Genomic DNA, 24,439 nt, shown 5'->3' on the forward strand with positions numbered 1-24,439 from the left:
CGACGGGGTGTTAATGGTTTACCCTGGCATGGCGATCAGAAATCGTAACCCACGGTAGCAACGACGCTACGCTCCTGCCCCCAATAGCAATAACCGGTGCCATAACAGGCAGCGACGTATTTCCTGTCGGTCAGGTTATTGACGTTCAACTGCACATAGGCTCCTTTCAACGACGGCGCCAACTGATCCATCTTCATTCTCACCGATGCATCCAGTAAGGTCACCGAAGGAATACGCAAAGTATTTTCGTTATCAGCCCATTGTTTTCCGATGTAACGCACCCCTGCCCCCAGGTTAACGCCATAGCCTGCGTCATATTGCCCCCACAGGGATGCCGTTTGATCCGGTGCCAAATAAGGCGTATTGCCGTCATTGCCATCAACCGCATCTTTGAACTTCACTTTATTGTAACTATAGCCGGCGATCAGGCTCAGACGGTCGGACAGCCTGGTACGCGCCTCCAATTCAATCCCCTGCGAATGAACCTTGCCCGCCGGGACGTAATAGCTTTGCTGCACCACCCGATTTGCCACGTTTTTCTGCGTCAGGTCGTACAACGCCACACTGTACAGCGAGCTGCTGCCGGGCGGTTGGTACTTGAGGCCGACCTCATACTGCTCGCTGGTACTCGGCTTGAGCATATGCCCGTCCTGATCCGCCAACGCTTCCGGCGTTACCGCAGAGCTGTAACTGGCGTAAGGGGACAGCCCATTGTCGAAGTTGTACAGCAGCGAGGCACGGCCGCTGAAGTGGTGATCGTTGCGCGCATCGGAAGTACCAGCCGTCAGGTTGTCGTTCTTGCTTTCCAGGCGATCGTAGCGGCCCGACAAATTGAGATACCAGTTATACAGGCTGATTTCATCCTGCAAATACACGCCGGTCTGTTCATAGTGGCGTCGTGAATCGGTGCGTGCCAGGTTACTGAGCACCGGCTGCTGCGCGGCGCCGGTATAGGGGTTCAAATCGGTTGCCTGCGCAGTTTCATCCCACAGGTTGTTGCGAAAACGCTGATAATCGAGCCCCAGCATCACCTTATGCTCCACCGGACCGGTAGCAAAATCGGCTTCCAGTTGGTTATCCACCGCATAGGCATCCAGGGAGGTATTGGAGCCGCTGTAGTAGCGGTGCAACATACTGTGATCGTCATTCCAGCCAATCTGATACACCTGTTCCAACGCTACGTTGGAATGGGTGTAGCTGCCGTTTTGCCGGAAAGTCCACACGTCGTTAAAGCTGTGGGAAAATGCGTAGCTGTAGATTTGCTCCCAGCGCTTGAAGACGTTATGACCGCTGTCGCCGTCGAAGAAACCGCGACCCAGCTTATCGCCCTGGCTGGAATACAGGCTGCCGTCGGCAGGCACTGCGCTGTGGTAGCCGCCGGAAGGATCTTTTTGCAGGTACGCCTTCAGCAGCAGCGAGGTATTGGCCGTCGGTTGCCACAGCAACGAAGGAGCGATTGCGTAGCGTTCTTCACGCTGGTGATCGTACATGGTTTCACTGCTACGGGTCATGCCGGTCAAACGATAGGCCCACTGCTCGGATAACGGCCCGGTAACGTCAAAAGCGCCGCCTTTGGTGGCGTTGTTACCCCCCATCACGTTGACATGCCCTTCGCTGGCGAAACGCGGCTGTTTACTGGTCAACGCCACCAGCCCGCCGGGAATACTCTGACCATACATTACCGAGGATGGCCCTTTGATCACGTCAATGCGTTCGAGGAACCAGGGATCGACCTGCAACGCGTTGTAGCTGCCGCTGTCACTCAGCAGACGGAGTCCGTCCAGAAAGGTATTGTTGACATCACCGCCGTGAAATCCGCGCAGTGCAATGGTGTCGTAGCGCGTGGCGCCACCGGCAAAGTTAGTGAAGACGCCAGGTGTATACTTCAGCGCATCATTAACGGTGAGCGCATTCTGATCGGTCATTTGTTGACGCGTGATAACCGAAACCGACTGTGCGGTTAAAATCAACGGCGTATCGGTTTTTGTCGCCCCACGGCTGGTGGCGGCGGTGTAGCCGTGGGTTGCTGAATCCGCCGTATCGGCCGGCGCTGCGCTGACCACCAGCGTATCTTCGGCCCACGAGGCCAGTGGCATAAACAACGCGATGGAGCAAAACACCGCACTGCGTTTGGTGAGTAAATTCCCAGACATAGTTAATTCCTGTAGAAGCGATAAAAAATCACCGCATGCTCCTGCCGGCAGCAACGCTGGCTGCCGCATCCGCAAAAAGGTTCCCCAAGCATCGGTGCAAAAAACAAACGATAAAACGAATGGCAATGATAATTATTATCTTTATGATGGTTTAAGTTCAAGCAGCGTTGCATTTTTTGTCGAGGCTATCAGATTTTCCTGTCAAGCTGGGCTTGACAGTAAGCTTGAAAATACTGTGGGTATTACCTGTCGGCATCAGACAAAACTGCCCGCTTAACGAGGGTTAAAAAATGAAATCAGGCGGGAAATAAGCAACATGCAGCCAAAAATTACCACGTTCAACGCCAACCATAGCGCCAGTAGATATAAAAAAGGCTGATAGGCTGGAATACCGCGAGCAGCGGAGAACGGGTTGTAATGCCAGAATTTAATAATGGCAAAAGGATTAAGATTAAGCTGAAGGAAGTAATAGGTGGTTAATGCCGGCGGCAGAATCAAATACACCAGCAGCATCATCGCCATGGCCAGCTGGGTAAAAATACTGTTACTAAAATCTTTCATATCAAAAAGTTACCATATTTTTACTGGTTAACCAACGCAATAAAGACACCGTTATCAACAGACAAAATGAACGTTGTAGAGTTCCTTGCCGACTAAAAAATAAATCCGCCGGGATGTTTAGTTTCCATTTAGTTATGCGATGTTAAAAACGGAGCAACTCAAGGAGGGCACCATGCAATCAGACGATGATTCAAACATCGCCAACGCAAGAAAAAGAAAAATAATTTACGGTTGGTATATTTATACAATCTACGTGCTGTTGATATTTAATATTTATATGGCAGTTTATAACACCTGCGTGCGACATCCGATCGAAATGCCCCTGGTTTCTGTAGCACATAGTTTGTTCATTGCCTGCCTATTGCATCAGATCCTGAAGAAACGGACGCGCTTCACCTGGGTGATGCTGGTTTACTTTATCATTATGCGCCTGTATTACGCCAATGTGCTGCACGTCGAGTTCGGCCTGTTCGGCTGTGCTTTGGTATTGCTGATCATCACCCTGTTGCTGACCGGCACCGTGGTGATCGGACAAATGGCGACGCCGCCGGTAAAACAGGACTGGCTGGCGGCCTTGGGGTGGAAACAGGCCGTAGCGCTGATCGCCATTGCAGCGCTGGTGACCAGATTGATTACCATTGATTATTTGTCGTGAGACGGCCGCAGTTCGCTGGGGATATGTGGCTCAGATACATCAACCATACGACAAACTTTGCTGTAACTGCTGGATTGCTCACAGATCTTGTCGGTGACGTACGCACCGAGGTATCCCAATAGCAGCAGATAGATCAACATACATAAAATAAAGATCAGCGTTCTCACCAATAACAACCACTGTGGTAGCAAAACAGCGCCTATCATAGCGTGATTTTGTAGCGACCGCATGCCGCTCCGCTGATGAATAACGGTGGTCATCGCCAGATTAATAATGTTATGTTATCACATATCATAAACTTCTCTGCGTAGACGGTGACATGGAACAACCCCACCCGCCGGTTTTGGCCGTACAACAATTAAACATCACGCTCGATGGCGAACGCAAAATACAGGATTTGAACTTCGTGCTGCATGCCGGCGAGCGCGTCTGTTTGCTCGGCGCTTCCGGCGCCGGTAAATCGCTGACCGCTGCAGCGCTGCTTGGTACGCTGGCGTCCAATGCGGAGGTTGATGGCAGCATCAGCCTGCATGGCATCCCCTTGGCAGGCGTGCGTCTGCAACAACGTGGCCGTCTGCCGATAGCGGCGATTTTCCAGGATCCGTTCACCGCACTGAACCCATTGGTCACGGTTGGCCAGCAATTGACGATGGCGCTACGCTATCAACGCTCACTTTCCCGCCGCCAGGCCAACCACTGCGCCAGCGATATGCTGCAGGCGCTCGGTTTGTCACCGCAGCAGACGCTGGCACGCTATCCCGGCCAACTGTCTGGTGGACAATGCCAGCGCATCTGTACCGCTCTGGCGCTGGCAGGCCAGCCGTCGCTGCTGATTGCCGATGAACCCACCAGCGCATTGGATATGGTCAGCCAGCACCAATTGCTCGAGGTATTGCGCAGCCATCATCGGCCGCACGCCGCCCCCGCACTGCTGTTTATTACTCACGATATCGCGCTTGCCGCAGGGCTGTGCCAGCGCGCGCTGGTGCTGTCGCATGGCCGTCTGGTTGAGCAAGGCCCGTTGGACCAGTTACTGCAACAACCAAAACATCCCTATAGCCAACGGTTGGTGGCGGCGATGCAGATGCAGACGCCGCCACCAGGTGACAGTCCGCATTTGCGTCAGGCAGGTTAACCATGTTTGAGTCATTTATCAGTTTGCAAAACGTCAGCCGACTTTATGATGGACACAAAACCGGCCTTTGGCCCTGCAATATTAATCTGCGCGCTGATGAATGCGTCGGATTGGTCGGCTGCTCCGGTGCCGGTAAAACAACCCTGCTGAAGCTGCTGCTGGCACTCGATGCCTGCGATGGTGGACGCATCGTCTGCCAGGGGCAGCCGATCGCTGCGGCAACGGGCAGTAAGCTGCGCTGGTATCGGCGATTGGTACAATACGTACCGCAGGACGCTGTGGCATCGCTTAACCCACGCCATAACGTCGCACAGCTGATTGCCGAACCGCTGCGTCAACTGACCGATGCTGGCAATGTGGCATCACGCGTTGCCCAGGCGTTGCGCCAGGTGGAGCTTGATGATCGACTGATGCAAGCCCGGCCAGGCGAACTGTCTGGCGGCCAGGCCCAGCGGGTGGCGCTGGCACGCGCCATGGTCGTGCAGCCACGATTTTTATTGGCCGATGAACCAGTGAGCGGGCTTGATCTGCCCCTGCGGCGGCAGATTATTACCCTGCTGGCGAGCCTCGCCCAACGGCAAAAAATGGGTATGCTGATTGTTTCGCATGATATTTCGCTGGTCAGCGCCTTGTGCCAACGCACACTGGTCATGGATCAGGGTCGGATCGTCGAAGACCGCCCGACCGCCGAGCTGTTGCAGGCACCACGTCACACCGCCACCCAGGCGCTGATCGCCGCGATCCCGCCGGTTCCTTGTCCCCCTGCTGAAATACCATGGAGCTGTTGATGCCATACCTGCGCTTACCAAACCCGATCGGCTGTGTGCTGACCGGCAGCTTATTGCTAAGCGGCTGTTTCGATCCACCGCAACAACCCAAAAACCACGACGGCGAGCAACGCCTGCGGGTAGCCATGCTGCAACCACCGCGATCCGGCCTGACCCCGTTGAGCGATGACGCCTTTAAACTGTCACGCTGGAGCAATGCCGAAACGCTGGTAACGTTAAATGCTAACGGTGATGCCACGCCGGCACTGGCGGAAAAATGGCAGCAGATTGACGCACACCGCTGGCGTTTTCAGTTGCGTCAGGGCGTCAGATTTCACGATGGCACGCTGTTTAACGCCCTCAGCGTAGTGCGTTCTCTGACTGCCGCCATGCAGGCTGCGCCCAAACCGCGCATCCTTGACGGCGTACAGCTCAACGTCAAGGCTGACGATGAGTATACGGTCATGGTCAGCACCGCGACGCCCGATCCGTTGCTGCCCCAGCGGCTGTCGAGTCCGCAATTGGCGATACTGGCCGAGCGCGCCTATGGCGCCAACGGCGTGGTCAATCCGCTGCGTGCCGGCACCGGGGCGTTTGTACTGACCGCAGTCAACGGCACCAGCAGCGCCAAGCTGGATCGCTTTGACGGCTATTGGGGGCAGCGCGCCGCCGCACCGGGAATTGACGTCAGTTTCGTGCCTGACGGCAGCGCTCGCGCCGCCGCGCTGCGCACCGGCGAAGCCGATGTGGTCGAAGCCGTGCCGGTGGCACAGGTGGCGCTGATCGATCCGCCCCGGGTACATCAAGTTCCGATGCCGCGCACCAATACGCTGTATCTCAATACGCAGTACGGCACGTTTAGCGACCCGGCGCTGCGTGCGCTGGCGGCGACGGCGATTCAACGCCAGCCGCTGGTGGAAAACGTGTACGAAGGACGGGCAGACATCGCCGCTGGCCTGCTTGGCCCGGCGTTGCCCTGGGCGGCTGCGCTGCGACAGCCGCAACCGCCCATCACGCCTCCAGCGTCGGCCAACGGAGCCGTTATCACTCTGGCAACCTTCAGCGATCGTGCAGAACTGCCTGAAGTAGCAGTATATCTGGCACAGCAACTCGCCGCCGCCGGCTTTGTGGTCAAACAGGAAGTCCGCGAATACGCGCATATTGAAGCCGATGCGCTGGCGGGCAAGTTCGACGCATTCATCCTGTCACGCGCCACCGTGCTGGACTCCGGCGATCCGGTCGCTTATCTGTACAGCGACTTTGCCTGTCAGGGTTCGTTTAACCTCGCGCAACTGTGCGACAGTCAGGTAGATGCCGCACTAGGCCACGCTGCCGCCCTGCCTGCCGGCGTCGAACGGCGGCAGGCCATCATCGCGGCAGAAAGCCGCATACTGGCAACCCATGCGGCCATTCCACTGCTGCATGAACGGGTGATTCAAGGCGAGGCCGCCGGCGTGCAACAGGTGGCGCGCGATCCGCGTGAGCGCCTGCTGATCACGCCGGCATCGCGAGTGGTGCAGCCGCAATGAGGCATATAGTGCAATCGGCGTTGCCCTGGGGTTCACGTTTACTGGCATTGGCGAGTACGGTGATGCTAATCGGATTACTGCCGTGGCTGTCGGGACGCGATCCGGCACTGAGCCTGCTGCGCGCGCGCTCCGGGGATCAGATCGCCACGCCTGAAGCATTGGACGCCATACGCCAGCGTTACGGGCTGGAAGACGGCCCCTTGGCTCTGTTGGGGCATTGGTTGTCAGGATTGCTGCACGGCGATGCCGGCAACTCGTGGATTTCCGGCCAACCGGTACTGCCTGGCATGCTACGCGCCACCGGCGTTTCATTAAGCTTGATGGCCTACGCGCTAGCGGTTGCGCTGGCCATCGCCCTGTTGCTGGCAGTACCAACCCTATGGCGCGGCTTGCGCGGCGTTAACCGCCCCTCCGTCGGCATTATCGCCACCAGCCTGACCGCTCTGCCAGAGTTTCTGTTGGCGACGCTGTTATTGATCGTCGGCGCGGTCTGGTTAGGCTGGCTGCCGCCGTTTGGCTGGCAAGGTTGGCAACACGCGGTTTTACCTGCATTGGCGCTGGGCTTGCCCGCCGGCGGACTGCTCGGCCTGTTGCTCAACGACGGACTGGCGCTAACCTTCAGCGAGCGCTGGTTATTAAACTGGTGCCTGGCCGGCATTCCCTGGCATCAGCGCCTGCTGGCGGTGTTTCGGCGCACCCTGCCGGCGTTATTGCCGCAGTTGGGGCTGGTACTGGTCGGCCTCACCGGCGGAGCGGTGGCGGTAGAAAAGATCTTTGCCATTCCGGGCCTCGGGCGTGCCACGCTGGGCGCTGCCGTCGCGCAGGATTTACCGGCGTTGCAGTGTGGCGTGTTATTGCTGTTGGCCATCGCATTTGCCGCCGGCCTGTTGGCACACACGTTACACTACCTGCTACTGAGACGTAGCGGCATCACGCTGCCCAATACCCGCCCGGCGGAAGCCGTGCACCACGGCGGTTATCTGGTTGTTGGCATTACCGCGGTCATTCTGTGCCTGCTGATATTGAGCGGTTTGTTACGCGATCCGCTGGCATCGCTGCATTTACGCCTGCAACCGCCCAGTCTGGCGTTGCCGCTCGGTGCCGACGCCACCGGCCGCGATATCCTGGCGCGGGTGGCTTACGGCGCGTGGCATACCAGCCTGCTGGCACTGGCGGTCAGCGTCTGTGCGCTGTTGTTGGGATTATTGCTTGGCCTGATGCCACGGCTGCTGTGCGGCATCATCGAAACCGCCAACGCTACGCCGCCGATTATCGCCGGATTGATGGTTGTCGCCGTCACCGGTCCCTCATCCTACGGCGCAGCCTGCGCGGTGTTGCTGGTCAGTTGGGCGCCACTGGCCGCGCACTGTGCCGCGTTGCTGCACGAAACCCGCCGACAGCCCTATATTCGCATGTTGCCGATACTGGGCGTCGGTCCGCTGCGTAGACTGACGCATTATCTGCTGCCGGCGGTGATCGGCCCGCTATCGCGTCATGCCATGTTACGGCTGCCGGGTATTGCGCTGGCGCTGGCCGCCTTGAGTTTTCTTGGCCTGGGGCCGCAACCGCCCAGCGCCGAATGGGGATTGGTGCTGGCCGAAGGCATGCCGTATCTCGAGCGCGCGCCGTGGACGGTATTGGCACCGGCCTGCGCGCTGTTGCTATTGTCGTTACTGGCGGTGTCATTGGCCGGAGCGCTGGGGAGCAATCATGGTCGAGCACGCAGTCATCCCGCGCTTGTAGTACCATAGTGGCAAGTTATTAATCTTGGGATCTGCCAATGCATCATTTGATGTTGGATATTGAAACGCTGGATATCAAACCGAGTGCCGTTATTCTGGTCGTCGCCGGGGTATTCTTTGATCCACGTACCGGTCAGTTGGGCGCCGAGTTCGAAACCGCCGTCAGCAGCCAGAAGGCACAGCCGGGGCGCACCATCAGCCTGGATACCGTCGCCTGGTGGGCCAGACAGTCGGATGAAGCACGCAAACTGGCGTTTGCCGGCAGCGACAGCCTCAAGCGGGTGCTGACCAGCTTCAGCCGGTTTATCCACATCAACAGCAGCGACAGCGTCAAAGTCTGGGGCAATGGCAAAGAGTTTGATTGTGCCATCCTCGAACATGCCTACCAGCAGTTGGACATGCCCTGTCCGTGGAAATTCTGGGATACCCAGGATGTCCGCACGGTAATTACGCTGGCTGAACTGCACGGTTTCAACCCGAAAAAAGACCGGCCGTTTGAAGGCACGCCACACCGGGCACTGGACGATGCCAAGCATCAGGCACGTTACATCGCCGATGCGGTTTCAGCATTGTATTACCGCAAAGGTCCATCGCTTCCGACAGCGTAACCCCCTTTGCTCGATGCTCTCCGGCCTGACTGGCCGCACGCCAGCCATGGCGGCTCTTTCCATTTGCCGCCAGACCCACTACTCTAGCCCTCTTTGTCACTTGGATGTGCTGTTTTTGTTATGCAAAAATTTCTGTTACTGCTTCTCAGTCTGGTGTTGCTTGGCCCATTGGGCATCGATCTTTATCTGCCGACCATTCCGGCGATTGCCGTCGGCCTGAACAGCAGCGAGGCGCTGATCCAATCGACGATTTCGCTGTTTATCCTGGTGCTCGGACTCGGCCAGATCATCGCCGGACCGCTGGTGGATAACTATGGCCGCAAGCCGGTCGCGTTGGCCGGGGTGGTTATCTATATGATCGGCGCGGCGATGGCGGCGTTGGCAACCACTCCTGGCTGGTTTATCGCTTCGCGGCTGTTGCAGGGCGTTGCCGTGTGCTGTACCGCCGTAGTGGCATTTAGCGGCGTGCGGGATCGCATGAACGGCGACGATGCCGCCCGCGCCTTTGGTTTTCTGAATGGCACGCTCAATATTATTCCGGCGCTCGCCCCATTGCTCGGCGGCCTGCTGGCGGAAGCCCTTGGCTGGCGCGCGCCGTTCTGGTTCCTGGTCGGCTATGCGCTGCTGGTATTGATACTGATCGCCCTGCGCCTGCCGGAAACCCGCCCGGCCGATACGCTGCCGGTTAAAAGCTTGCCGCTGCGCCAGTATGCCGGTATTTTGCGCCAACGGCGTTTTCTGTCGTTTTCGCTGGTGAACGCCGGCGCAATGGGTATGGCGCTGACCTACGTTTCGTTGGCGCCCAATGTGCTGATGGGCACTGCCGGGCTAACGCCGTTGCAGTTTTCGCTGGTATTCGGCGCCAACGGCTTCTGGATCATGCTGGTGAGTTTTTTCGCCAACCGGTTGATTCGCAAGGTCGGGCGGCCGTTCTGTCTGGCCACCGGCGGTCTGTTGATGGGGCTTGGCTGTCTCGGCCTGCTGCTCGGCGTGGCGGTATTGCCGCCGGCGGCACAAACCCACTGGCTGGTATATATGCTGCCGGTCGCCAGCGCCTGCGCCGGTTTGGCATTTATGATGGGGCCGGCGACCAGCTATGCGCTGGAGCCGTATTCCAACGAGGCCGGTGTCGCATCGGCGCTGGTCGGTTTTGTGCAGATGGCCGGCGGCGCCGCGCTGGGCTTGTTGGCCATGGCGCTGCCGTTGCAGCCCAAGCTGGCGCTGGCGCTGGTGATGCTGGCAGGATGTGCTCTGGCGCTGCACGCGCGCCAGCGCAGCAAGCAGATCAAAGGTCAGTTGAACAAGATCGGTTAACCGCTTACCACCGGCACCCGCTGAGCCAACGCCGTCAGCAGCTCGTACCCCAGCGTACCGGCTGCGGCGGCCACCTCATCCACCGGCAGATGACGTCCCCATAGTTCCACCGGCGTACCGATGCTGGCCTGCGGGCAGGAGGTTAAATCAACCGCCAGCATATCCATCGAAACCGTCCCTACGGTGCGCGTCAACACCCCATCCACCCATACCGGCGTACCGCTGGGGGCATGGCGCGGATAGCCATCGGCATAACCGCAGGCCACGATGCCGATGCGCTGTACGGCAGATGCGGCGTAGCGCCAGCCGTAGCCGACGCGATCGCCGGGCTGAAGCGTTTGCAGCGCGATGATTTCACTGCGCAGCGACATCGTCGGCTGAAGACCGGTCTCGGCGATATCACGCCACTGGCCGCTCGGCGATGCGCCATAGAGTACAATACCTGGCCGCACCCAACTACCGTGCGTCGCCGGGTGCCACAGCGTCGCGGCGGAATTGGCCAGACAACGCGGCAAAGGTAGCGCTGCTGCCGCGGCATCGATGGTCGCCATCTGCTGCGTCACGCCCTGCGGGCCATCGGCGGTGGCAAAATGGCTCATCAACGTGATCGCCGCAATATTGCGGATCTGTTGCGCCTGCTGCCAGACCTGCGGCAGTCGTGCCGGCGCAAACCCCAGACGGTTCATGCCGCTGTTGATTTTTAGGTAAACCGCCAGCGGGGCCGACAGTTGCGCCTCGGCAATGGCCGCCAACTGCCAGTCACTGTGCACGGCGGTTGTCAGACGATAACGGTCAATCAGCGCCAGGTCTTGCGCCTGGAAAAACCCCTCCAGCAGCAGTATCGGCCCTTGCCAGCCGGCCTCACGCAGCATCACCGCTTCGGCGAGATCCAGCAGGGCGAAACCGTCGGTGTTCGCCAGGCTTTGCCATACCCGGTCAATCCCATGGCCATAGGCATTGGCCTTGACCACCGACCAGATTTTGGCGGTTGGCGCAAAGCGGCGGATCACCTGCAGGTTATTGTCAAACGCGGCAAGATGCAGCGTAGCGCTAATCGGGCGGGGCATGGGCTCTCCTTCGGGCCGGATTTATGGGCCGCTGGCGGGAACCAGCGGCAATAATGCGAGGATTAACGTACTGGGTGCACGCCTTTCAACGGAACGCTACGTGAGTTGCGAAACCCCGCACTGTAACGCGCCACCGATAAATCATCGGAGGGTATTGCCGGGGTGGTCCCTGAGATCAGATCGGCAAGCAACTGGCCGGAACCGCAGGCCATGGTCCATCCCAGCGTGCCATGACCGGTGTTCAGGTAGAGGTTTTTCACCGAGGTGCGACCGACTATCGGCGTGCCGTCCGGCGTCATCGGGCGTAGCCCGGTCCAGAAGGTCGCCTGTTCGACGTTGCCGCCGTTCGGATACAGATCGCGCACCACCATCTCCAGCGTTGCGCGGCGCTTTTGCTCCAACTCGGTATTGAACCCGACGATCTCGGCCATGCCGCCAACGCGGATACGCTGGTCGAAGCGGGTAATGGCGATTTTGTAGGTTTCATCCAGCACGGTCGAAAACGGTGCCGCCGAGGCGTCGGTAATCGGAATAGTCAGCGAATAGCCTTTCAACGGATATACCGGTATCGACACCAGCCCACGCAGCAGCGCGGTGGAATAGGAACCGAAGGCAACCACATAGCTGTCGGCGGTCAATAGCTGGTCGCCACATTGCACACCGCTAATTTTGTCCCCCTCCACCAGCAGGCGATCCACGCTGTGGTTGTACAGAAAGGTTACGCCCGCCTGTTGCGCCATCGCCGCCAATTGCTGGGTAAACAGCTGACAATCACCGGTTTCGTCATTCGGCAACTGCAAGCCACCGGTCAGTTTATGCGCAACCTGAGCCAGCGCCGGTTCAGCGCTTGCCAGTTGGCCTGCATCGAGCAATTTATACGGGACACCGGCATCTTCCAATACTGCGATGTCCTTCGCGGCGTTTTCATACTGCTGCTGGGTACGGAACAGTTGCAAGGTACCGCCCTGGCGACCTTCGTATTGAATGCCGGTTTCCTGGCGCAGTGCTTTGATGCAGTCACGGCTGTATTCGGCCAACCGCACCATGCGCCCTTTGTTGGTCATGTAATGGGAGACATTGCAGTTTTTCAGCATCTGCCACATCCAGTTGAGCTGGAAGCTGCTGCCGTCCAGGCGAATCGCTAATGGCGCATGGCGTTGGAACATCCATTTAATTGCTTTCAACGGCACGCCGGGAGCGGCCCAGGGCGCGGCGTAACCGGGGGAGATCTGGCCGGCATTGGCGGCGCTGGTTTCCATCGCCGGGCCCGATTGACGGTCGATCACCGTAACCTCATGACCGGCCTTCGCCAAATACCAGGCACTGGCTACGCCGACTACCCCACTACCTAAAATTAACACTCGCATCGTTGACTCCGGCCCCAGGCATGATAAAGCATAATATTCTGCTCACAGGAAATTAACTCAGAGGAAAAAACCATCCAACAAATTAATCATCAAACGTGACTGATTTCACAATTAATTTATCGTTCAACTGAGATTGTTTTGCAATAGACGGCAACAAATAGCGATAACCTGTGGCAAAAGCCGCTATAACCGGCCAATTACCGTCTTTTTTGCTAGCATTGACAGCATTGTCATCATCGTAAATTGGCCTAGCGTGCAACATGCCATTAACAGAATATAAAAATATCGCCACCATTAACCGCAGAATAATAATCCATAAAACAGCCTATTTATCGCAATATCATTTGCCAGGGAGCGCACTCGGCGTCAGCATAAAAATTCGCTCATAAATCGGACGACCTTGACCGATGAGCCAGTGCGTTGAATTTTTAGGTTTTATAACCCATCCCCCCTGCCCGGTTTTGAGCTACGATTGTTACAGGGCCGCCGCTATGAGCCGGGCCCGTTAATAACGAGGGGTGCGCTGATGTCTACTTCAACACATGATCACATTACGGATGAAAAACGTCTGAGCGATGGACCGGACTGGACGTTCGAGCTGCTGCAAGTGTATCTGGATCATATCGATCGCGTAGCCAAGCATTACCGACTGGACACCTATCCGCATCAAATCGAAGTGATTACCTCCGAACAGATGATGGATGCCTATTCCAGCGTCGGTATGCCGATCAACTATACCCATTGGTCATTCGGCAAAAAATTCATCGAGACCGAGCAGCGCTACAAGCATGGACAGCAAGGGTTGGCCTATGAAATCGTTATCAACTCCAATCCCTGCATTGCCTATCTGATGGAAGAAAATACCATCACCATGCAAGCGCTGGTGATGGCGCATGCCTGTTATGGACATAATTCATTTTTCAAGAACAACTATCTGTTCCGCAGTTGGACCGATGCCAGTTCGATCGTCGATTATCTGCTGTTCGCCCGCCACTACATCAGCGAATGCGAAGAGCGCTACGGGGTGGTCGAAGTGGAAAAACTGCTCGACTCCTGCCATGCATTGATGAGTTACGGCGTCGATCGCTATAAACGCCCACAGAAAATTTCATTGCAGGAGGAAAAGGCTCGGCAAAAAAGCCGGGAAGAATACCTGCAAAGCCAGGTCAATTCGCTGTGGAAAACCCTGCCGCGCGTCGAGCGGGAAGAAGCGCCGGAACAGGCTCACCGCTATCCCGCCGAGCCGCAGGAAAATATTCTCTATTTTATGGAGAAGAACGCACCGCTGCTGGAACCGTGGCAGCGCGAAGTGCTGCGCATCGTACGCAAGGTGAGTCAGTATTTCTATCCGCAGAAGCAGACGCAGGTGATGAACGAAGGCTGGGCGACCTTCTGGCATTACACCATTCTCAATCACCTGTACGACGAAGGCCGGGTGAGCGATCGCTTTATGCTCGAGTTCCTGCACAGCCATACCAACGTGGTATACCAACCGCCGTACAACAGCCCTTATTACAATGGCATCAACCCGTATGCCCTCGGGTTCGCCATGTTCCAGGATATCAAACGTATCTGCCAGTCGCCGACGGAAGAAGATCGCTACTGGTTCCCGGATATCGCCGGCAAAGACTGGCTGGACACCCTGCATTTCGCCATGCGGGACTTCAAGGACGAAAGTTTTATCAGCCAGTTTCTGTCGCCGAAGGTGATGCGTGACTTCCGGTTGTTTACCGTGCTGGATGACGATCGCAACAATTATCTGGAGATCGCGGCAATCCATGACGAAGCCGGCTATCGGGCGATTCGCCAGGAATTGTCAGCCCAGTACAACCTGAGCAATCACGAACCGAACATCCAAATCTGGAACGTTGACCTGCGCGGCGACCGTTCACTGACCATGCGCTATGTACCGCAAGAGCGTGCGCCGCTGGACAAAAGCCGCCGCGAGGTCATGAAGCACCTGCACCGCCTGTGGGGGTTCGACGTGATTTTGGAACAGCAAAACGAAGATGGCAGCATTGAACTGCTGGAGCGTTGCCCGCCGCGCCCCAACACGCTGTAATTGAACGCAACAAAAAAGGGGCGCCAGTCAGTGCGCCCCTTTCGATTGCCAATCCTGCCCTAGCGACGAGCTTCCGTCAGATCGCTTGGCATGGTGCCCTGCATACTGTGCCAGATGGCGCCGCTTTCCTTGCCATAATTACGCACCGTATCCATCACCTGATCGTACATTTTCTCGTGGCACAGCATCGACAGCTTGCTGTAGAAGTTCAACGCCAGCTTGCGCGCTTCCGGATTGGAGAAATAGTAGCGACCCACGCGGGTGTACAGGCCTTTGAGACCGTTGAAGATCAAACCGTAAATGGGATTGCCGGAAACAAACGCCAGCCCACGGAAGATTTCGTAATCCAGCTTGTTGAACGCTTCAGCCTGGTCTTCCACCTCGGTGGCTTTTGCCAGCACTTCCTGCGCCTGTTCCGGATGGTTGCGTACCGCCGCCCGGATAAAGATCGATGCAATATTGGTGCGCACCGACAACAGATTGTCGATCAGCTGCGGCACGCTGTTATGATCGAGGCGCGCCAGCGTTTCCAGAATATTAAGACCGGACGTTTCCCAAAAGTTGTTCACTTTGGTCGGTTTGCCATGCTGAATGGTAAGCCAGCCGTCACGGGCCAAACGTTGCAAAACCTCTCGTAACGTGGTGCGCGTGACCCCAATCAGTTCAGAAAGCTCACGCTCCGCGGGCAAAATAGAGCCAGGGGGGAAGCGATTATTCCAAATACTTTCGATAATGTATTCTTCCGCGAAACCGGCAGGACTCTGCGCCTTAATGACCATGTTTTTGACGTTCCGTAGCGACGATAATCAGAATTAGTAGTCTGCTGATCATACCAGATCGCTCCGGCATGACATAGCATGAGCGAAAAACAATAAACGAAAGTGTGCATAACCTGGCAAAAAATAGGCAAAAAAAGCAAAGCGTGCCAATTTTCGTCGGTATTTTCCGTCTCGGTTGCATCACGGCAAGTGGCATTGGTAGGGTAGCAGTTACTATTTGGTAAAGGGTTGTAGAAGCAGCATGGACATGACAACGCGCAGTGCGCTAGTAAAAAATTTTCTTGGCCAGTCGCCCGACTGGTACAAACTGACCATTATTGCCTTTTTATTGATCAATCCATTGGTCTTTTTCCTGGTCAGCCCGTTCGCTGCCGGCTGGCTGCTGGTGGTGGAGTTTATCTTTACCCTGGCGATGGCACTCAAGTGTTACCCGTTGCAGCCCGGCGGTTTGCTGGCCATTGAAGCCGTAGCTATCGGCATGACCAGCCCAGCTCACGTTGGCGAGGAGATCGCCAATAATCTGGACGTCCTGCTGCTGCTGATCTTTATGGTCGCCGGCATTTATTTCATGAAGCAGTTGCTGCTGTACGTCTTCACTAAACTGCTGCTGAATATTCGTTCAAAAATGCGCCTGTCGCTGGCCTTCTGTCTGGCGGCGGCCGTACTTTCCGCGTTTCTGGATGCGCTGACGGTGGTTGCGGTAGTGATCAGTGTCGCCACCGGGTTTTACTCGATTTATCACAATGTGGCCTCCAATCAACCCGACGGTAAGCATGACGTTGGTGACGACAGTAATATTGACGGTGAAGACCGCAAGCAAACGCTGGAGCAGTTCCGCGCCTTCCTGCGCAGCCTGTTGATGCATGCCGGCGTCGGTACCGCACTGGGCGGCGTCATGACCATGGTGGGCGAGCCGCAAAACCTGATCATCGCCAAGAGCGCCGGTTGGGCCTTCGGCGATTTCTTTTTGCGCATGGCACCGGTTACGCTACCGGTTTTCGTCTGCGGTTTACTGGTGTGCCTGCTGGTTGAGCGCTTTGGCGTCTTTGGCTACGGCGCAACGTTGCCGGAACGCGTGCGTGAGGTGCTGAAAGACTATGACATCAAAGCGACCGAAAAACGCAGTCGCCAGGACAAGGTCAAACTGGTGATCCAGGCGTTGATCGGCGTTTGGCTGGTTCTGGCGCTGGCGCTGCACCTGGCCGAAGTTGGTCTGATCGGCCTGTCGGTGATTATCCTCGCCACCTCGTTATGCGGCGTGACCGACGAACACGCCATCGGCAAGGCATTCCAGGAAGCGTTGCCGTTTACCGCCCTGCTGACGGTGTTCTTCACCGTGGTGGCGGTCATTATTGAACAACATCTGTTTACGCCGGTCATCACCTTCGTGCTGCAGGCCGAACCGTCGGCGCAGCTGGTGTTGTTCTACCTGTTCAACGGTCTGCTTTCTTCGGTATCCGACAATGTTTTTGTCGGCACCGTGTACATCAACGAAGCCCATGCCGCCCTGACCAACGGCGCCATTTCCCTCAAACAGTTCGAAATGCTGGCGGTGGCGATCAACACAGGTACCAACCTGCCCTCGGTTGCCACGCCCAATGGCCAGGCGGCGTTCCTGTTCCTGTTGACCTCGGCTCTCGCCCCGCTGGTGCGCCTGTCTTATGGCCGCATGGTATGGATGGCATTGCCGTACACGCTGGTGCTGACCATTACCGGCCTGCTGTGCGTTGAATATACCCTGGCACCGATGACCGACCTGTTAACCCAATGGCACTGGATCAGCCAGCCGGTACACCTGGGCTAACGGGCTCTGACTGCCGCCTGAGATAGCGACAGCGGTCTTGCACCGGCTTATATCGCCGGTGCGGCCGCTATCGGCATCAAGGTCACGCGATCTGACAAACATTAATCTGCCGAGTGCGCGGACTGCGCCGATGGGTCAGCCGCCCTTTTTTGGGTCCCAGAACATAACGCAATGCCCAAGGTAATCAGCAGCGCGCTGACCAGATGAAATGCATGCAACGGCACCTGCAGGAATAAAATGCTCAATACGCCACCGCTTAATGGAATCAGGTGGGAATAGATTTCTCCGCGGGTAGCACCGATAGCCAGAATACCTTTGTTCCACAGCAAATAGGCCAGCCATGAAGGGAAAACGATCAGGTAGGCCAGGCCTGCCAGGAATCCTGGTTGCAGGTAAACCGCCAAATTCAGCTGACCCGGCTGCCAAACTCTGAACGCCAGTATCGGTAATAGCATCACCGCGCCAATCAACGCACTGACGGCAACAAAGGCATTGCCGGTAATTTCCCGTGGTTTTATGCGCAAGAATGCACAGTAAAGCGCCCAACTGATGGCAGAGCCCATGGTCCAGACGTCACCACGATTTAAATTCTTCAAGCTATCAACGTGCAGCAAATCGCCCTGCAACACCAGGTACACCACGCCAAGTGAACTGAGCAGAACGCCATAAATATTGCGCGATGAAATACGTTCCTTGAAAATCAACTTGTTGATTAGCAATACTAACGCCGGCGTGGTCGACAGGTAGATCGCCGCATTCAATGAGGAGGTGTACTGTAAACCGATATAAAGTGTCAGAGGGAATAGCACCTGTCCGCACAGGGCTAAAAACAGGATGGTGCCCTTGGCTTTTCTCATCACTGCCCATTGTTGCCTGACCTGATTACAGTAAAGCGTCATCAGTAGTAGCGCCGTGAGTAACCAACGCGCGGTGGACAAGATGATCGGATCGGCTTGTGCAACCAGTAGATGGCCCACCACGTAATTGCCTCCCCAAAAACAGGCGGCGAAAGTTAACAGGAAATAAGGCATGGCTCCTCCAGGCGATAGCAACGGTCAATACCGATTGATATCCCTCATACGGCTGGTGGTAAAAGTTGCTGGTCACGTTATCACAGCGCCACGATGGGAGTTATTGCGTTAAATCATTTTTTAATTTTTATAAAAATATTTTACTTCAGAGCAAAAAACAGCCATCCCGACTTATCGCCCCATAGGTCGATATCCCATGGGCAAGGTCACCGCAGCGGTTGCCTTATCCTGCCGATGAAACCCGCGCTGAGGGGATTGCCGCCCCTCGACGTATAGCCAGGAGACCGGTGCCAGCGCCCTGCCGATTGATGGCCGATGCCCGTAAGGCATCAGGTGCCGATCTCCTGTCGGCGGCCGGATATCATCGGCACCTGCAGGATTAAATCCAGTTCTTTCACCATGGTATAGCGCGACAGTGCAGGCGCCTCCAGAGCGACGGACGCTTGCTGCGGCGATTTATTTTGCATCGATTTAGCTATGAGATGCTGGCAGCCGGTTTGAATTGGTTTACACTGCCGGTTCAACTGCTTACTGCATGGAAGAACAAAGATATGTTGCAATTTTTTAACCGTTGCTCGCAGGGGCGCGGTGCTTGGCTACTGATGGCGCTGACGGCGCTGGTGCTTGAGCTGGTTGCGCTCTATTTTCAGCATGTGATGCTGCTGCAACCCTGCGTCATGTGCATCTATGAACGTTGCGCGCTGTTTGGCATCCTTGGCGCTTCACTGGTTGGCGCGATCGCGCCGAAAACGCCGCTGCGCTACGCCGCCATCCTGCTGTGGATTTACAGTGCCTGGGAAGGCGTGCAACTGGCCTGGAAACACACCATGATCCAGCTACACCCGTCGCCGTTCAATACCTGTGATTTCTTCGTCAGCTTCCCTTCATGGCTGCCGCTGGACAAATGGCTGCCGGCAGTATTCCACGCGTCGGGTGACTGTTCTGTGCGTCAGTGGCAATTTCTGAGCCTGGAGATGCCGCAGTGGCTGGTTGGCATTTTCGCCGCTTATCTGGTCATAGCCGTCATTGTGCTGATCGCCCAGTTTGTGCGCCCGCGTCGCCGTGACCTGTTCGGCCGCTAAGCCCATCGCAATAAAAAAGGCGCCGCCATGGCGCCTTTTTTGTTGGCAAAACCCGCTGTTTTATACATAACAACGCGTCAGAAGTGGGTAAGGTAGTAAACGAGCACAATCAGCGCTCCAGCAATGGCAAACAGCCGCACCATCTTCATATTTTTTACTCTGAACCGAGCTTAGGGTGCCGCCAAACTACCGGACATTGCTGAAAATATGAAGCCTACGGCGCATCGCAGAGGCTTAATTTACATAACCTTAAGCAAGGCTGTCGTTGGTGTCGCTCAACGCGCCCAACTGGGCTTGTTCAATATGTGATCCTGCCAGTCCACCACTTCACTTTCGCGCACCGCAATATGGCGTACCGTAATGCGTTCGCCGTGCATCGCCGCCTTGGAACCGCTGATCAGCGGATGCCACGGGAACAACGGTTTGCCTTCTCCGATCAGGCGATAGGCGCAGGTCGGCGGCAGCCAGTCAAAGGTGACCAGATTTTCCCGCGTCAGTTTGATGCAGTCTTCTTCCAGCTCGAAACGGCGTTCATAGTTACGACACTGGCAAGATTTGATGTTCAGTTGGTTGCAGGCGACATTGGTAAAATAAATTTCGTCGGTATCTTCGTCGATCAGCTTATTCAAACAGCATTGCCCACAACCGTCGCACAGCGATTCCCATTCTTTTTCCGACATTTCAGCCAGCGTTTTGGTTTGCCAAAAAGGGAGTTGTGACATGTTGACGTCCGGTATAGGTAATTGAACTTCTGCCTGAGAACAGGCGGCGAGTGTATATCTTATTATACGTGCAAATCACGATGGCATCATCCCTTGATTAGCGCTGGGTGATGACGCTGATGGACTGGCGCGTCAATGCCGCCAGAAACGGCGCGTGACGCGCGCTGAACGCATAATGCCGCCGCGGCGGCATCGGCGATTAAATGACGCGGGTGTTGAGCGTTTTACCGTTCAGCGACACGTTGAGCATGTCGCCGGATGTCATCGGACCCACGCCTTGCGGGGTGCCGGTCAGAATAATATCGCCGGCTCGCAGGGTAAAGAAACGGCTCATATAGGCGATCAACGGCAAGATCGGCGTAATCATATCGCGGGTGTTACCCTGCTGACGTACGTCATCGTTCACCGTCAGTTTCAGTTCGGCATTCTGCGGATCGCCAAACTCGGCTACCGGGATAAACCCCGAAATCGGACAGGAACCGTCAAAACCCTTGGCCTTTTCCCACGGCTGCCCGGCTTTTTTGAAGCCGGCCTGCAAATCGCGCAGCGTCAGATCCAGCGCCACGCCGTAGCCGGCAATTGCCCGGGCCACGCGGTCTTCATTGGCCTGTTTGAGCGGCGTGCCGATCAATACCGCCAGTTCAACTTCATGATGTACGGCACCTAATTCCTTCGGGATGGCTACCGGTTGGCGCATATCGCACAGCGCGGTTTCCGGCTTGATGAAAATTACCGGTTCTGCCGATTTGGCGCTGCCCATCTCCTTGATGTGATCGGCATAGTTGCTGCCCACGCAGACCACTTTGTTAACCGGAAAATCGAGTAACGCGCCCTGCCAGTCTCTATGTTGGTACATACCTGACTCCTGACAAAAATGCCCCGGCAATCTGGTGGCCAAGGCCTGATAAGCTGAATTATTGTCCGACAGCGTCGGCCATCATACCCACGCTGATGGCAAAATAATATGAACGATTCCAATGCATAATAGTACGGAAATTATCATAAACCATGAATGCGCGCCCCTGCGCATCATCCGGCGTAATTATCCAGCTGCGCAGAGTAGCGCTCGGCAGCGCTGAACCGTCCGCCTGCCTGATGCCCATCGCCGCCCACTGGTTGACGCTGCGCGCCTGGCCGTTTTTCAGCCCCAGATGGCCACTGCCGAAGCCCGACGGCAGTGTCACTTCACGCCCCCAGCCAATCCCCGGCTTCCAGCCTTCGGTTGCCAGGTAGTTGGCGGTTGAAGCAAAGACATCATCAAGGTTATGCCAGATATCGATACGCCCATCGCCATCGCCGTCGGCACCGTAGCTCAGGAACGAGCTGGGCATAAATTGGCACTGGCCCATGGCACCGGCCCAGGATCCGGTTAACTGCTCAGCCGGAACATGCCCCTGCTGAATAATCTGCAATGCCGCCATCAGCTGTTTACTAAAGAAGGCTTCTCGTCGCCCTTCAAAGGCCAGCGTCGACAGTGCCGACACCACGTCTTCCTTGCCCTGTATTTTGCCGTAATGGCTTTCCATTGCCCACAACGCCACGATATAGCGCTCCGGTACCCCATAACGTGCAGTCGCTCGCGCCAGCTGCGGTTGGTACTGTCGCAGCATCTGCCGCCCCTGCTGAATTTTCGTCGGCGACAGAACGCGTTGCAGATAAACATCCAGCGTTATTTTTTTCTCGAGCTGGTTGCGGTCGGCCTTGATCACCCGATCAACGAAATGCACATTGGCAAACGCGCTGTCGACGGTTTGCCGATCGATGCCCTGAGCCACGGCCTGGCGCTTGAGCGCTTCGACATACGCGGGAAACTCCGCCGGATCGCGCCCCGTCTGCGCCAGCGTAGTGTCCGCCGGTGCGGTCGGTGGCTTCAGCATGCCGTTCGATGAGACTGACGGCTTCAGCATCCCGCCGGTTGAGGCCGGGGCCACATCAGCCGTTGACGCCGTTGCTGGCGCAGACGCCGCGATATTGTCTTTGCTGGCGCAGCCTGCCAGCACCAGGGTGGTGATCATCAGAGCGGGAGCCGACAATTTCATCGCAATATTCCTTCTCGAAGCAAACCGGGCCCGTCACCTGTTGGCAACCGTCGCCCGGCCGGGGGCAGACAACCGGCGAATATTACTCCCCGCCGGTCAGATGCTGATTTAATAAATTTTCTACCGGCGGCGGGAATTGCAGATAAAACCCTTCTTCCTGCAAGGCCTCTTTCACTTTTTCAATATCCGCATTGGCTAATCTTTTACGCCCTTCAAGATTAAGCAGCATGGCAAACTGCGGCGTACCGAAACTTTTCAGCAAATCTTCCGGTACGCGAGAAAAATCGTCTTTTTTTTCGACATAAAGATAAGTTTGGTCACGTTTTGGGCTTCTATAGATCACACAAAGCATTTTTTTAACTCTATTTAATTGGGGCAGTATCTTGCCTGGATATAACTCTGACTATAACATGCTTCTAGTACATCGGAATATCGCACCCCGAGTGGTATTCCGGGGATTTAAAGTTGCTGAGACTGAGTCAGGATAGATGTCACAATCGCCAATTGAGCTAAAAGGCAGCAGTTTTACCCTATCGGTTGTTCATTTGCATAATTCGCAACCCGAGGTAATTCGCCAGGCGTTACAGGAAAAAGTCGAGCAAGCGCCCGCTTTTCTCAAAAACGCCCCTGTTGTTATCAACGTTGCTACGCTTAACGGCGATGCGAACTGGAAAGAACTCCAACAGGCCGTTACGGCTGCAGGCTTGCGCGTGGTGGGCATCAGCGGTTGTAAAGATGAGCGGCAAAAACGGGCTATTGCCCGTGCCGGCTTGCCGTTGATGAGCGAGGGCAAAGGCCAGAAAGTGGCCGTTGACGCACCGCCGGCCGTAGCGCCGGTAGCGGAAAATGCCCCGGCCAAAACGCGCACCATCAGCACGCCTGTCCGTTCCGGCCAACAAATTTATGCCCGCAACTGCGATTTAATCGTGACCAGCAGCGTCAGTGCCGGTGCCGAATTGATTGCCGACGGCAACATTCATATCTACGGTTCGATGCGCGGTCGTGCGCTGGCGGGCGCTTCAGGTGATACGCAATGTCAGATTTTTTGCACGCACCTGGGCGCTGAGCTAGTCTCTATCGCAGGGCAGTACTGGTTGAGCGACCAAATCCCGTCCGAATATTCCGGGCAGGCAGTGCGACTCAGCCTGTTGGATAACGCTTTAACCATACAACCTTTAAATTAAGCCCTTTTGACAAGGAATCCATTTCATGGCACGCATTATTGTTGTTACATCGGGTAAAGGGGGCGTTGGCAAGACCACTTCGAGCGCGGCCATTGCGACCGGCTTGGCCCAAAAAGGCAAGAAAACCGTGGTTATCGATTTCGACATCGGCCTGCGTAACCTTGACCTTATCATGGGCTGCGAACGCCGCGTGGTTTACGATTTCGTTAACGTGATCCAGGGTGACGCCACGCTCAACCAGGCGCTCATCAAGGATAAACGCACCGAAAACCTGTTCATTCTGCCCGCATCACAAACGCGCGACAAAGACGCGCTGACCCGTGAAGGCGTTGAAAAAGTGCTCAACGAACTGGGCGAGATGGATTTCGATTTTGTGGTCTGTGACTCACCGGCAGGTATCGAAACCGGCGCGCTGATGGCGCTGTACTTCGCCGATGAAGCCATTATTACCACCAACCCGGAAGTGTCGTCAGTACGCGACTCGGACCGCATTCTGGGTATCCTGTCGTCCAAATCGCGCCGTGCGGAACAGGGGAAGGAAGCCATCAAGGAACACCTGCTGCTCACCCGTTACAATCCGGGCCGCGTTAGCCGTGGCGACATGCTGAGCATGGAAGACGTGCTGGAAATCCTGCGTATTCCACTGGTCGGCGTGATACCGGAAGATCAATCGGTGCTGCGCGCCTCCAACCAGGGTGAACCCGTCATCCTGGACCACGAGTCTGACGCCGGCAAGGCCTACGACGACACCGTTAACCGCTTGTTAGGAGAAGAACGCCCATTCCGCTTCATCGAAGAAGAGAAGAAGGGCTTCCTGAAACGCCTTTTTGGGGGATAA

Annotated in this window: 23 protein-coding genes; 12 read left to right on the forward strand and 11 right to left on the reverse strand. The window is 56.3% G+C overall.

All coding sequences use genetic code 11. The annotated features are described in order from the left end of the window. Positions 1–35 precede the first annotated feature (35 nt). Both AC2AXP_RS07825 and AC2AXP_RS07830 read right to left on the reverse strand, forming a co-directional pair. The gene (locus AC2AXP_RS07825) at positions 36–2,153 is read right to left on the reverse strand and encodes a TonB-dependent siderophore receptor (protein ID WP_430299121.1); all 2,118 of its coding nucleotides are present in this window, start codon (positions 2,151–2,153) and stop codon (positions 36–38) included. 273 nt (positions 2,154–2,426) lie between these two features. Next, the gene (locus AC2AXP_RS07830) at positions 2,427–2,714 is read right to left on the reverse strand and encodes a hypothetical protein (RefSeq protein ID WP_004962280.1); all 288 of its coding nucleotides are present in this window, start codon (positions 2,712–2,714) and stop codon (positions 2,427–2,429) included. A gap of 343 nt (positions 2,715–3,057) precedes the next feature. On the opposite strand from AC2AXP_RS07830, the gene AC2AXP_RS07835 reads away from it, so the two are divergent. The 7 genes from AC2AXP_RS07835 (at position 3,058) to AC2AXP_RS07865 (ending at position 10,464) form a co-directional block, all read left to right on the forward strand. Beyond that, positions 3,058–3,369: a hypothetical protein gene (locus AC2AXP_RS07835; protein ID WP_233092447.1), complete on the forward strand. Its 312-nt coding sequence runs from the start codon at positions 3,058–3,060 to the stop codon at positions 3,367–3,369. A gap of 319 nt (positions 3,370–3,688) precedes the next feature. Then, positions 3,689–4,504: an ATP-binding cassette domain-containing protein gene (locus tag AC2AXP_RS07840; RefSeq protein ID WP_004962270.1), complete on the forward strand. Its 816-nt coding sequence runs from the start codon at positions 3,689–3,691 to the stop codon at positions 4,502–4,504. 2 nt (positions 4,505–4,506) lie between these two features. Further along, positions 4,507–5,292 carry an ABC transporter ATP-binding protein gene (locus tag AC2AXP_RS07845; protein ID WP_198773976.1) on the forward strand — a complete coding sequence of 262 codons (786 nt, stop codon included), beginning with the start codon at positions 4,507–4,509 and terminating at the stop codon, positions 5,290–5,292. Beyond that, positions 5,292–6,800, forward strand: a complete 1,509-nt coding sequence (locus AC2AXP_RS07850) for an ABC transporter substrate-binding protein (RefSeq protein ID WP_430299122.1) — start codon at positions 5,292–5,294, stop codon at positions 6,798–6,800. The genes AC2AXP_RS07845 and AC2AXP_RS07850 overlap by 1 nt, the downstream gene beginning before the upstream one ends. Further along, complete coding sequence (locus AC2AXP_RS07855; RefSeq protein WP_430299123.1) at positions 6,797–8,551, forward strand: ABC transporter permease subunit; 1,755 nt, start codon at positions 6,797–6,799, stop codon at positions 8,549–8,551. Before AC2AXP_RS07850 ends, AC2AXP_RS07855 begins: the two co-directional genes overlap by 4 nt. Positions 8,552–8,580: 29 nt before the next feature. Continuing rightward, the gene (locus AC2AXP_RS07860) at positions 8,581–9,150 is read left to right on the forward strand and encodes a 3'-5' exonuclease (protein ID WP_004962256.1); all 570 of its coding nucleotides are present in this window, start codon (positions 8,581–8,583) and stop codon (positions 9,148–9,150) included. Positions 9,151–9,270: 120 nt separating this feature from the next. After that, entirely contained in the window at positions 9,271–10,464 is a 1,194-nt protein-coding gene (locus AC2AXP_RS07865) for a Bcr/CflA family efflux MFS transporter (protein WP_273869754.1), read from the forward strand. On the opposite strand, the gene dadX is transcribed toward AC2AXP_RS07865, so the two are convergent. Continuing rightward, the gene (gene dadX, locus AC2AXP_RS07870) at positions 10,461–11,531 is read right to left on the reverse strand and encodes a catabolic alanine racemase DadX (RefSeq protein WP_430299124.1); all 1,071 of its coding nucleotides are present in this window, start codon (positions 11,529–11,531) and stop codon (positions 10,461–10,463) included. The genes AC2AXP_RS07865 and dadX overlap by 4 nt on opposite strands. Before the next feature lie 62 nt (positions 11,532–11,593). Next, entirely contained in the window at positions 11,594–12,898 is a 1,305-nt protein-coding gene (locus AC2AXP_RS07875; RefSeq protein WP_004962245.1) for a D-amino acid dehydrogenase, read from the reverse strand. Between the two features lie 526 nt (positions 12,899–13,424). Between AC2AXP_RS07875 and AC2AXP_RS07880 the strand changes: the two genes are divergently transcribed. Then, the gene (locus tag AC2AXP_RS07880; RefSeq protein ID WP_004962236.1) at positions 13,425–14,960 is read left to right on the forward strand and encodes a SpoVR family protein; all 1,536 of its coding nucleotides are present in this window, start codon (positions 13,425–13,427) and stop codon (positions 14,958–14,960) included. Between the two features lie 59 nt (positions 14,961–15,019). Here AC2AXP_RS07880 and fadR read toward each other — a convergent pair whose 3' ends face one another. Beyond that, positions 15,020–15,739, reverse strand: coding sequence for a fatty acid metabolism transcriptional regulator FadR (gene fadR, locus AC2AXP_RS07885; protein WP_004962234.1), 720 nt, complete (start codon positions 15,737–15,739; stop codon positions 15,020–15,022). Positions 15,740–15,980: 241 nt separating this feature from the next. Here fadR and nhaB point away from each other — a divergent pair, with 241 nt between their 5' ends. Further along, on the forward strand, positions 15,981–17,543 hold the full coding sequence (gene nhaB / locus AC2AXP_RS07890; protein ID WP_004962231.1) for a sodium/proton antiporter NhaB: 1,563 nt from the start codon (positions 15,981–15,983) through the stop codon (positions 17,541–17,543). 101 nt (positions 17,544–17,644) lie between these two features. Here the strand turns inward: nhaB and AC2AXP_RS07895 are convergent, their stop codons facing one another. Together AC2AXP_RS07895 and AC2AXP_RS07900 are read right to left on the reverse strand one after the other, a co-directional pair. After that, positions 17,645–18,574 (reverse strand): DMT family transporter, encoded by a 930-nt coding sequence (locus AC2AXP_RS07895; protein WP_004962226.1) that lies wholly within the window; start codon positions 18,572–18,574, stop codon positions 17,645–17,647. Positions 18,575–18,903: 329 nt separating this feature from the next. After that, the gene (locus tag AC2AXP_RS07900) at positions 18,904–19,041 is read right to left on the reverse strand and encodes a hypothetical protein (protein ID WP_004962223.1); all 138 of its coding nucleotides are present in this window, start codon (positions 19,039–19,041) and stop codon (positions 18,904–18,906) included. Between the two features lie 84 nt (positions 19,042–19,125). Between AC2AXP_RS07900 and dsbB the strand changes: the two genes are divergently transcribed. Further along, positions 19,126–19,656: a disulfide bond formation protein DsbB gene (gene dsbB / locus AC2AXP_RS07905; RefSeq protein ID WP_039992705.1), complete on the forward strand. Its 531-nt coding sequence runs from the start codon at positions 19,126–19,128 to the stop codon at positions 19,654–19,656. Between the two features lie 275 nt (positions 19,657–19,931). Here dsbB and AC2AXP_RS07910 read toward each other — a convergent pair whose 3' ends face one another. The 4 genes from AC2AXP_RS07910 to AC2AXP_RS07925 form a co-directional block, all read right to left on the reverse strand. After that, positions 19,932–20,378, reverse strand: a complete 447-nt coding sequence (locus AC2AXP_RS07910; protein WP_004962217.1) for a YcgN family cysteine cluster protein — start codon at positions 20,376–20,378, stop codon at positions 19,932–19,934. Between the two features lie 199 nt (positions 20,379–20,577). Then, a complete protein-coding gene (locus AC2AXP_RS07915) occupies positions 20,578–21,234 on the reverse strand; it encodes a fumarylacetoacetate hydrolase family protein (protein WP_004962215.1) in 657 nt (218 codons plus the stop codon). Positions 21,235–21,292: 58 nt separating this feature from the next. Continuing rightward, positions 21,293–22,417, reverse strand: coding sequence for a lytic murein transglycosylase (locus tag AC2AXP_RS07920; protein ID WP_430299197.1), 1,125 nt, complete (start codon positions 22,415–22,417; stop codon positions 21,293–21,295). Between the two features lie 82 nt (positions 22,418–22,499). Beyond that, positions 22,500–22,769, reverse strand: a complete 270-nt coding sequence (locus tag AC2AXP_RS07925; protein WP_039992039.1) for a YcgL domain-containing protein — start codon at positions 22,767–22,769, stop codon at positions 22,500–22,502. Positions 22,770–22,905: 136 nt separating this feature from the next. Between AC2AXP_RS07925 and minC the strand changes: the two genes are divergently transcribed. After that, a complete protein-coding gene (minC, locus tag AC2AXP_RS07930) occupies positions 22,906–23,601 on the forward strand; it encodes a septum site-determining protein MinC (RefSeq protein ID WP_004962202.1) in 696 nt (231 codons plus the stop codon). Between the two features lie 25 nt (positions 23,602–23,626). Further along, a complete protein-coding gene (gene minD / locus AC2AXP_RS07935; RefSeq protein WP_004962198.1) occupies positions 23,627–24,439 on the forward strand; it encodes a septum site-determining protein MinD in 813 nt (270 codons plus the stop codon).

This window comes from Serratia sp. Sp408 (assembly GCF_057180665.1).

Coding starts and splice junctions, on each gene's coding strand:
- AC2AXP_RS07920 (WP_430299197.1), bottom strand. CDS start 22,417: ATGAAATTGTCGGCTCCCGCTCTGATGATCACCACCCTGGTGCTGGCA.
- fadR (WP_004962234.1), bottom strand. CDS start 15,739: ATGGTCATTAAGGCGCAGAGTCCTGCCGGTTTCGCGGAAGAATACATT.
- AC2AXP_RS07855 (WP_430299123.1), top strand. CDS start 6,797: ATGAGGCATATAGTGCAATCGGCGTTGCCCTGGGGTTCACGTTTACTG.
- minD (WP_004962198.1), top strand. CDS start 23,627: ATGGCACGCATTATTGTTGTTACATCGGGTAAAGGGGGCGTTGGCAAG.
- minC (WP_004962202.1), top strand. CDS start 22,906: ATGTCACAATCGCCAATTGAGCTAAAAGGCAGCAGTTTTACCCTATCG.
- AC2AXP_RS07900 (WP_004962223.1), bottom strand. CDS start 19,041: ATGCAAAATAAATCGCCGCAGCAAGCGTCCGTCGCTCTGGAGGCGCCT.
- AC2AXP_RS07880 (WP_004962236.1), top strand. CDS start 13,425: ATGTCTACTTCAACACATGATCACATTACGGATGAAAAACGTCTGAGC.
- AC2AXP_RS07925 (WP_039992039.1), bottom strand. CDS start 22,769: ATGCTTTGTGTGATCTATAGAAGCCCAAAACGTGACCAAACTTATCTT.
- AC2AXP_RS07830 (WP_004962280.1), bottom strand. CDS start 2,714: ATGAAAGATTTTAGTAACAGTATTTTTACCCAGCTGGCCATGGCGATG.
- nhaB (WP_004962231.1), top strand. CDS start 15,981: ATGGACATGACAACGCGCAGTGCGCTAGTAAAAAATTTTCTTGGCCAG.
- AC2AXP_RS07840 (WP_004962270.1), top strand. CDS start 3,689: ATGGAACAACCCCACCCGCCGGTTTTGGCCGTACAACAATTAAACATC.
- AC2AXP_RS07915 (WP_004962215.1), bottom strand. CDS start 21,234: ATGTACCAACATAGAGACTGGCAGGGCGCGTTACTCGATTTTCCGGTT.
- AC2AXP_RS07850 (WP_430299122.1), top strand. CDS start 5,292: ATGCCATACCTGCGCTTACCAAACCCGATCGGCTGTGTGCTGACCGGC.
- AC2AXP_RS07875 (WP_004962245.1), bottom strand. CDS start 12,898: ATGCGAGTGTTAATTTTAGGTAGTGGGGTAGTCGGCGTAGCCAGTGCC.
- AC2AXP_RS07865 (WP_273869754.1), top strand. CDS start 9,271: ATGCAAAAATTTCTGTTACTGCTTCTCAGTCTGGTGTTGCTTGGCCCA.
- AC2AXP_RS07895 (WP_004962226.1), bottom strand. CDS start 18,574: ATGCCTTATTTCCTGTTAACTTTCGCCGCCTGTTTTTGGGGAGGCAAT.
- dsbB (WP_039992705.1), top strand. CDS start 19,126: ATGTTGCAATTTTTTAACCGTTGCTCGCAGGGGCGCGGTGCTTGGCTA.
- AC2AXP_RS07860 (WP_004962256.1), top strand. CDS start 8,581: ATGCATCATTTGATGTTGGATATTGAAACGCTGGATATCAAACCGAGT.
- dadX (WP_430299124.1), bottom strand. CDS start 11,531: ATGCCCCGCCCGATTAGCGCTACGCTGCATCTTGCCGCGTTTGACAAT.
- AC2AXP_RS07825 (WP_430299121.1), bottom strand. CDS start 2,153: ATGTCTGGGAATTTACTCACCAAACGCAGTGCGGTGTTTTGCTCCATC.
- AC2AXP_RS07910 (WP_004962217.1), bottom strand. CDS start 20,378: ATGTCACAACTCCCTTTTTGGCAAACCAAAACGCTGGCTGAAATGTCG.
- AC2AXP_RS07845 (WP_198773976.1), top strand. CDS start 4,507: ATGTTTGAGTCATTTATCAGTTTGCAAAACGTCAGCCGACTTTATGAT.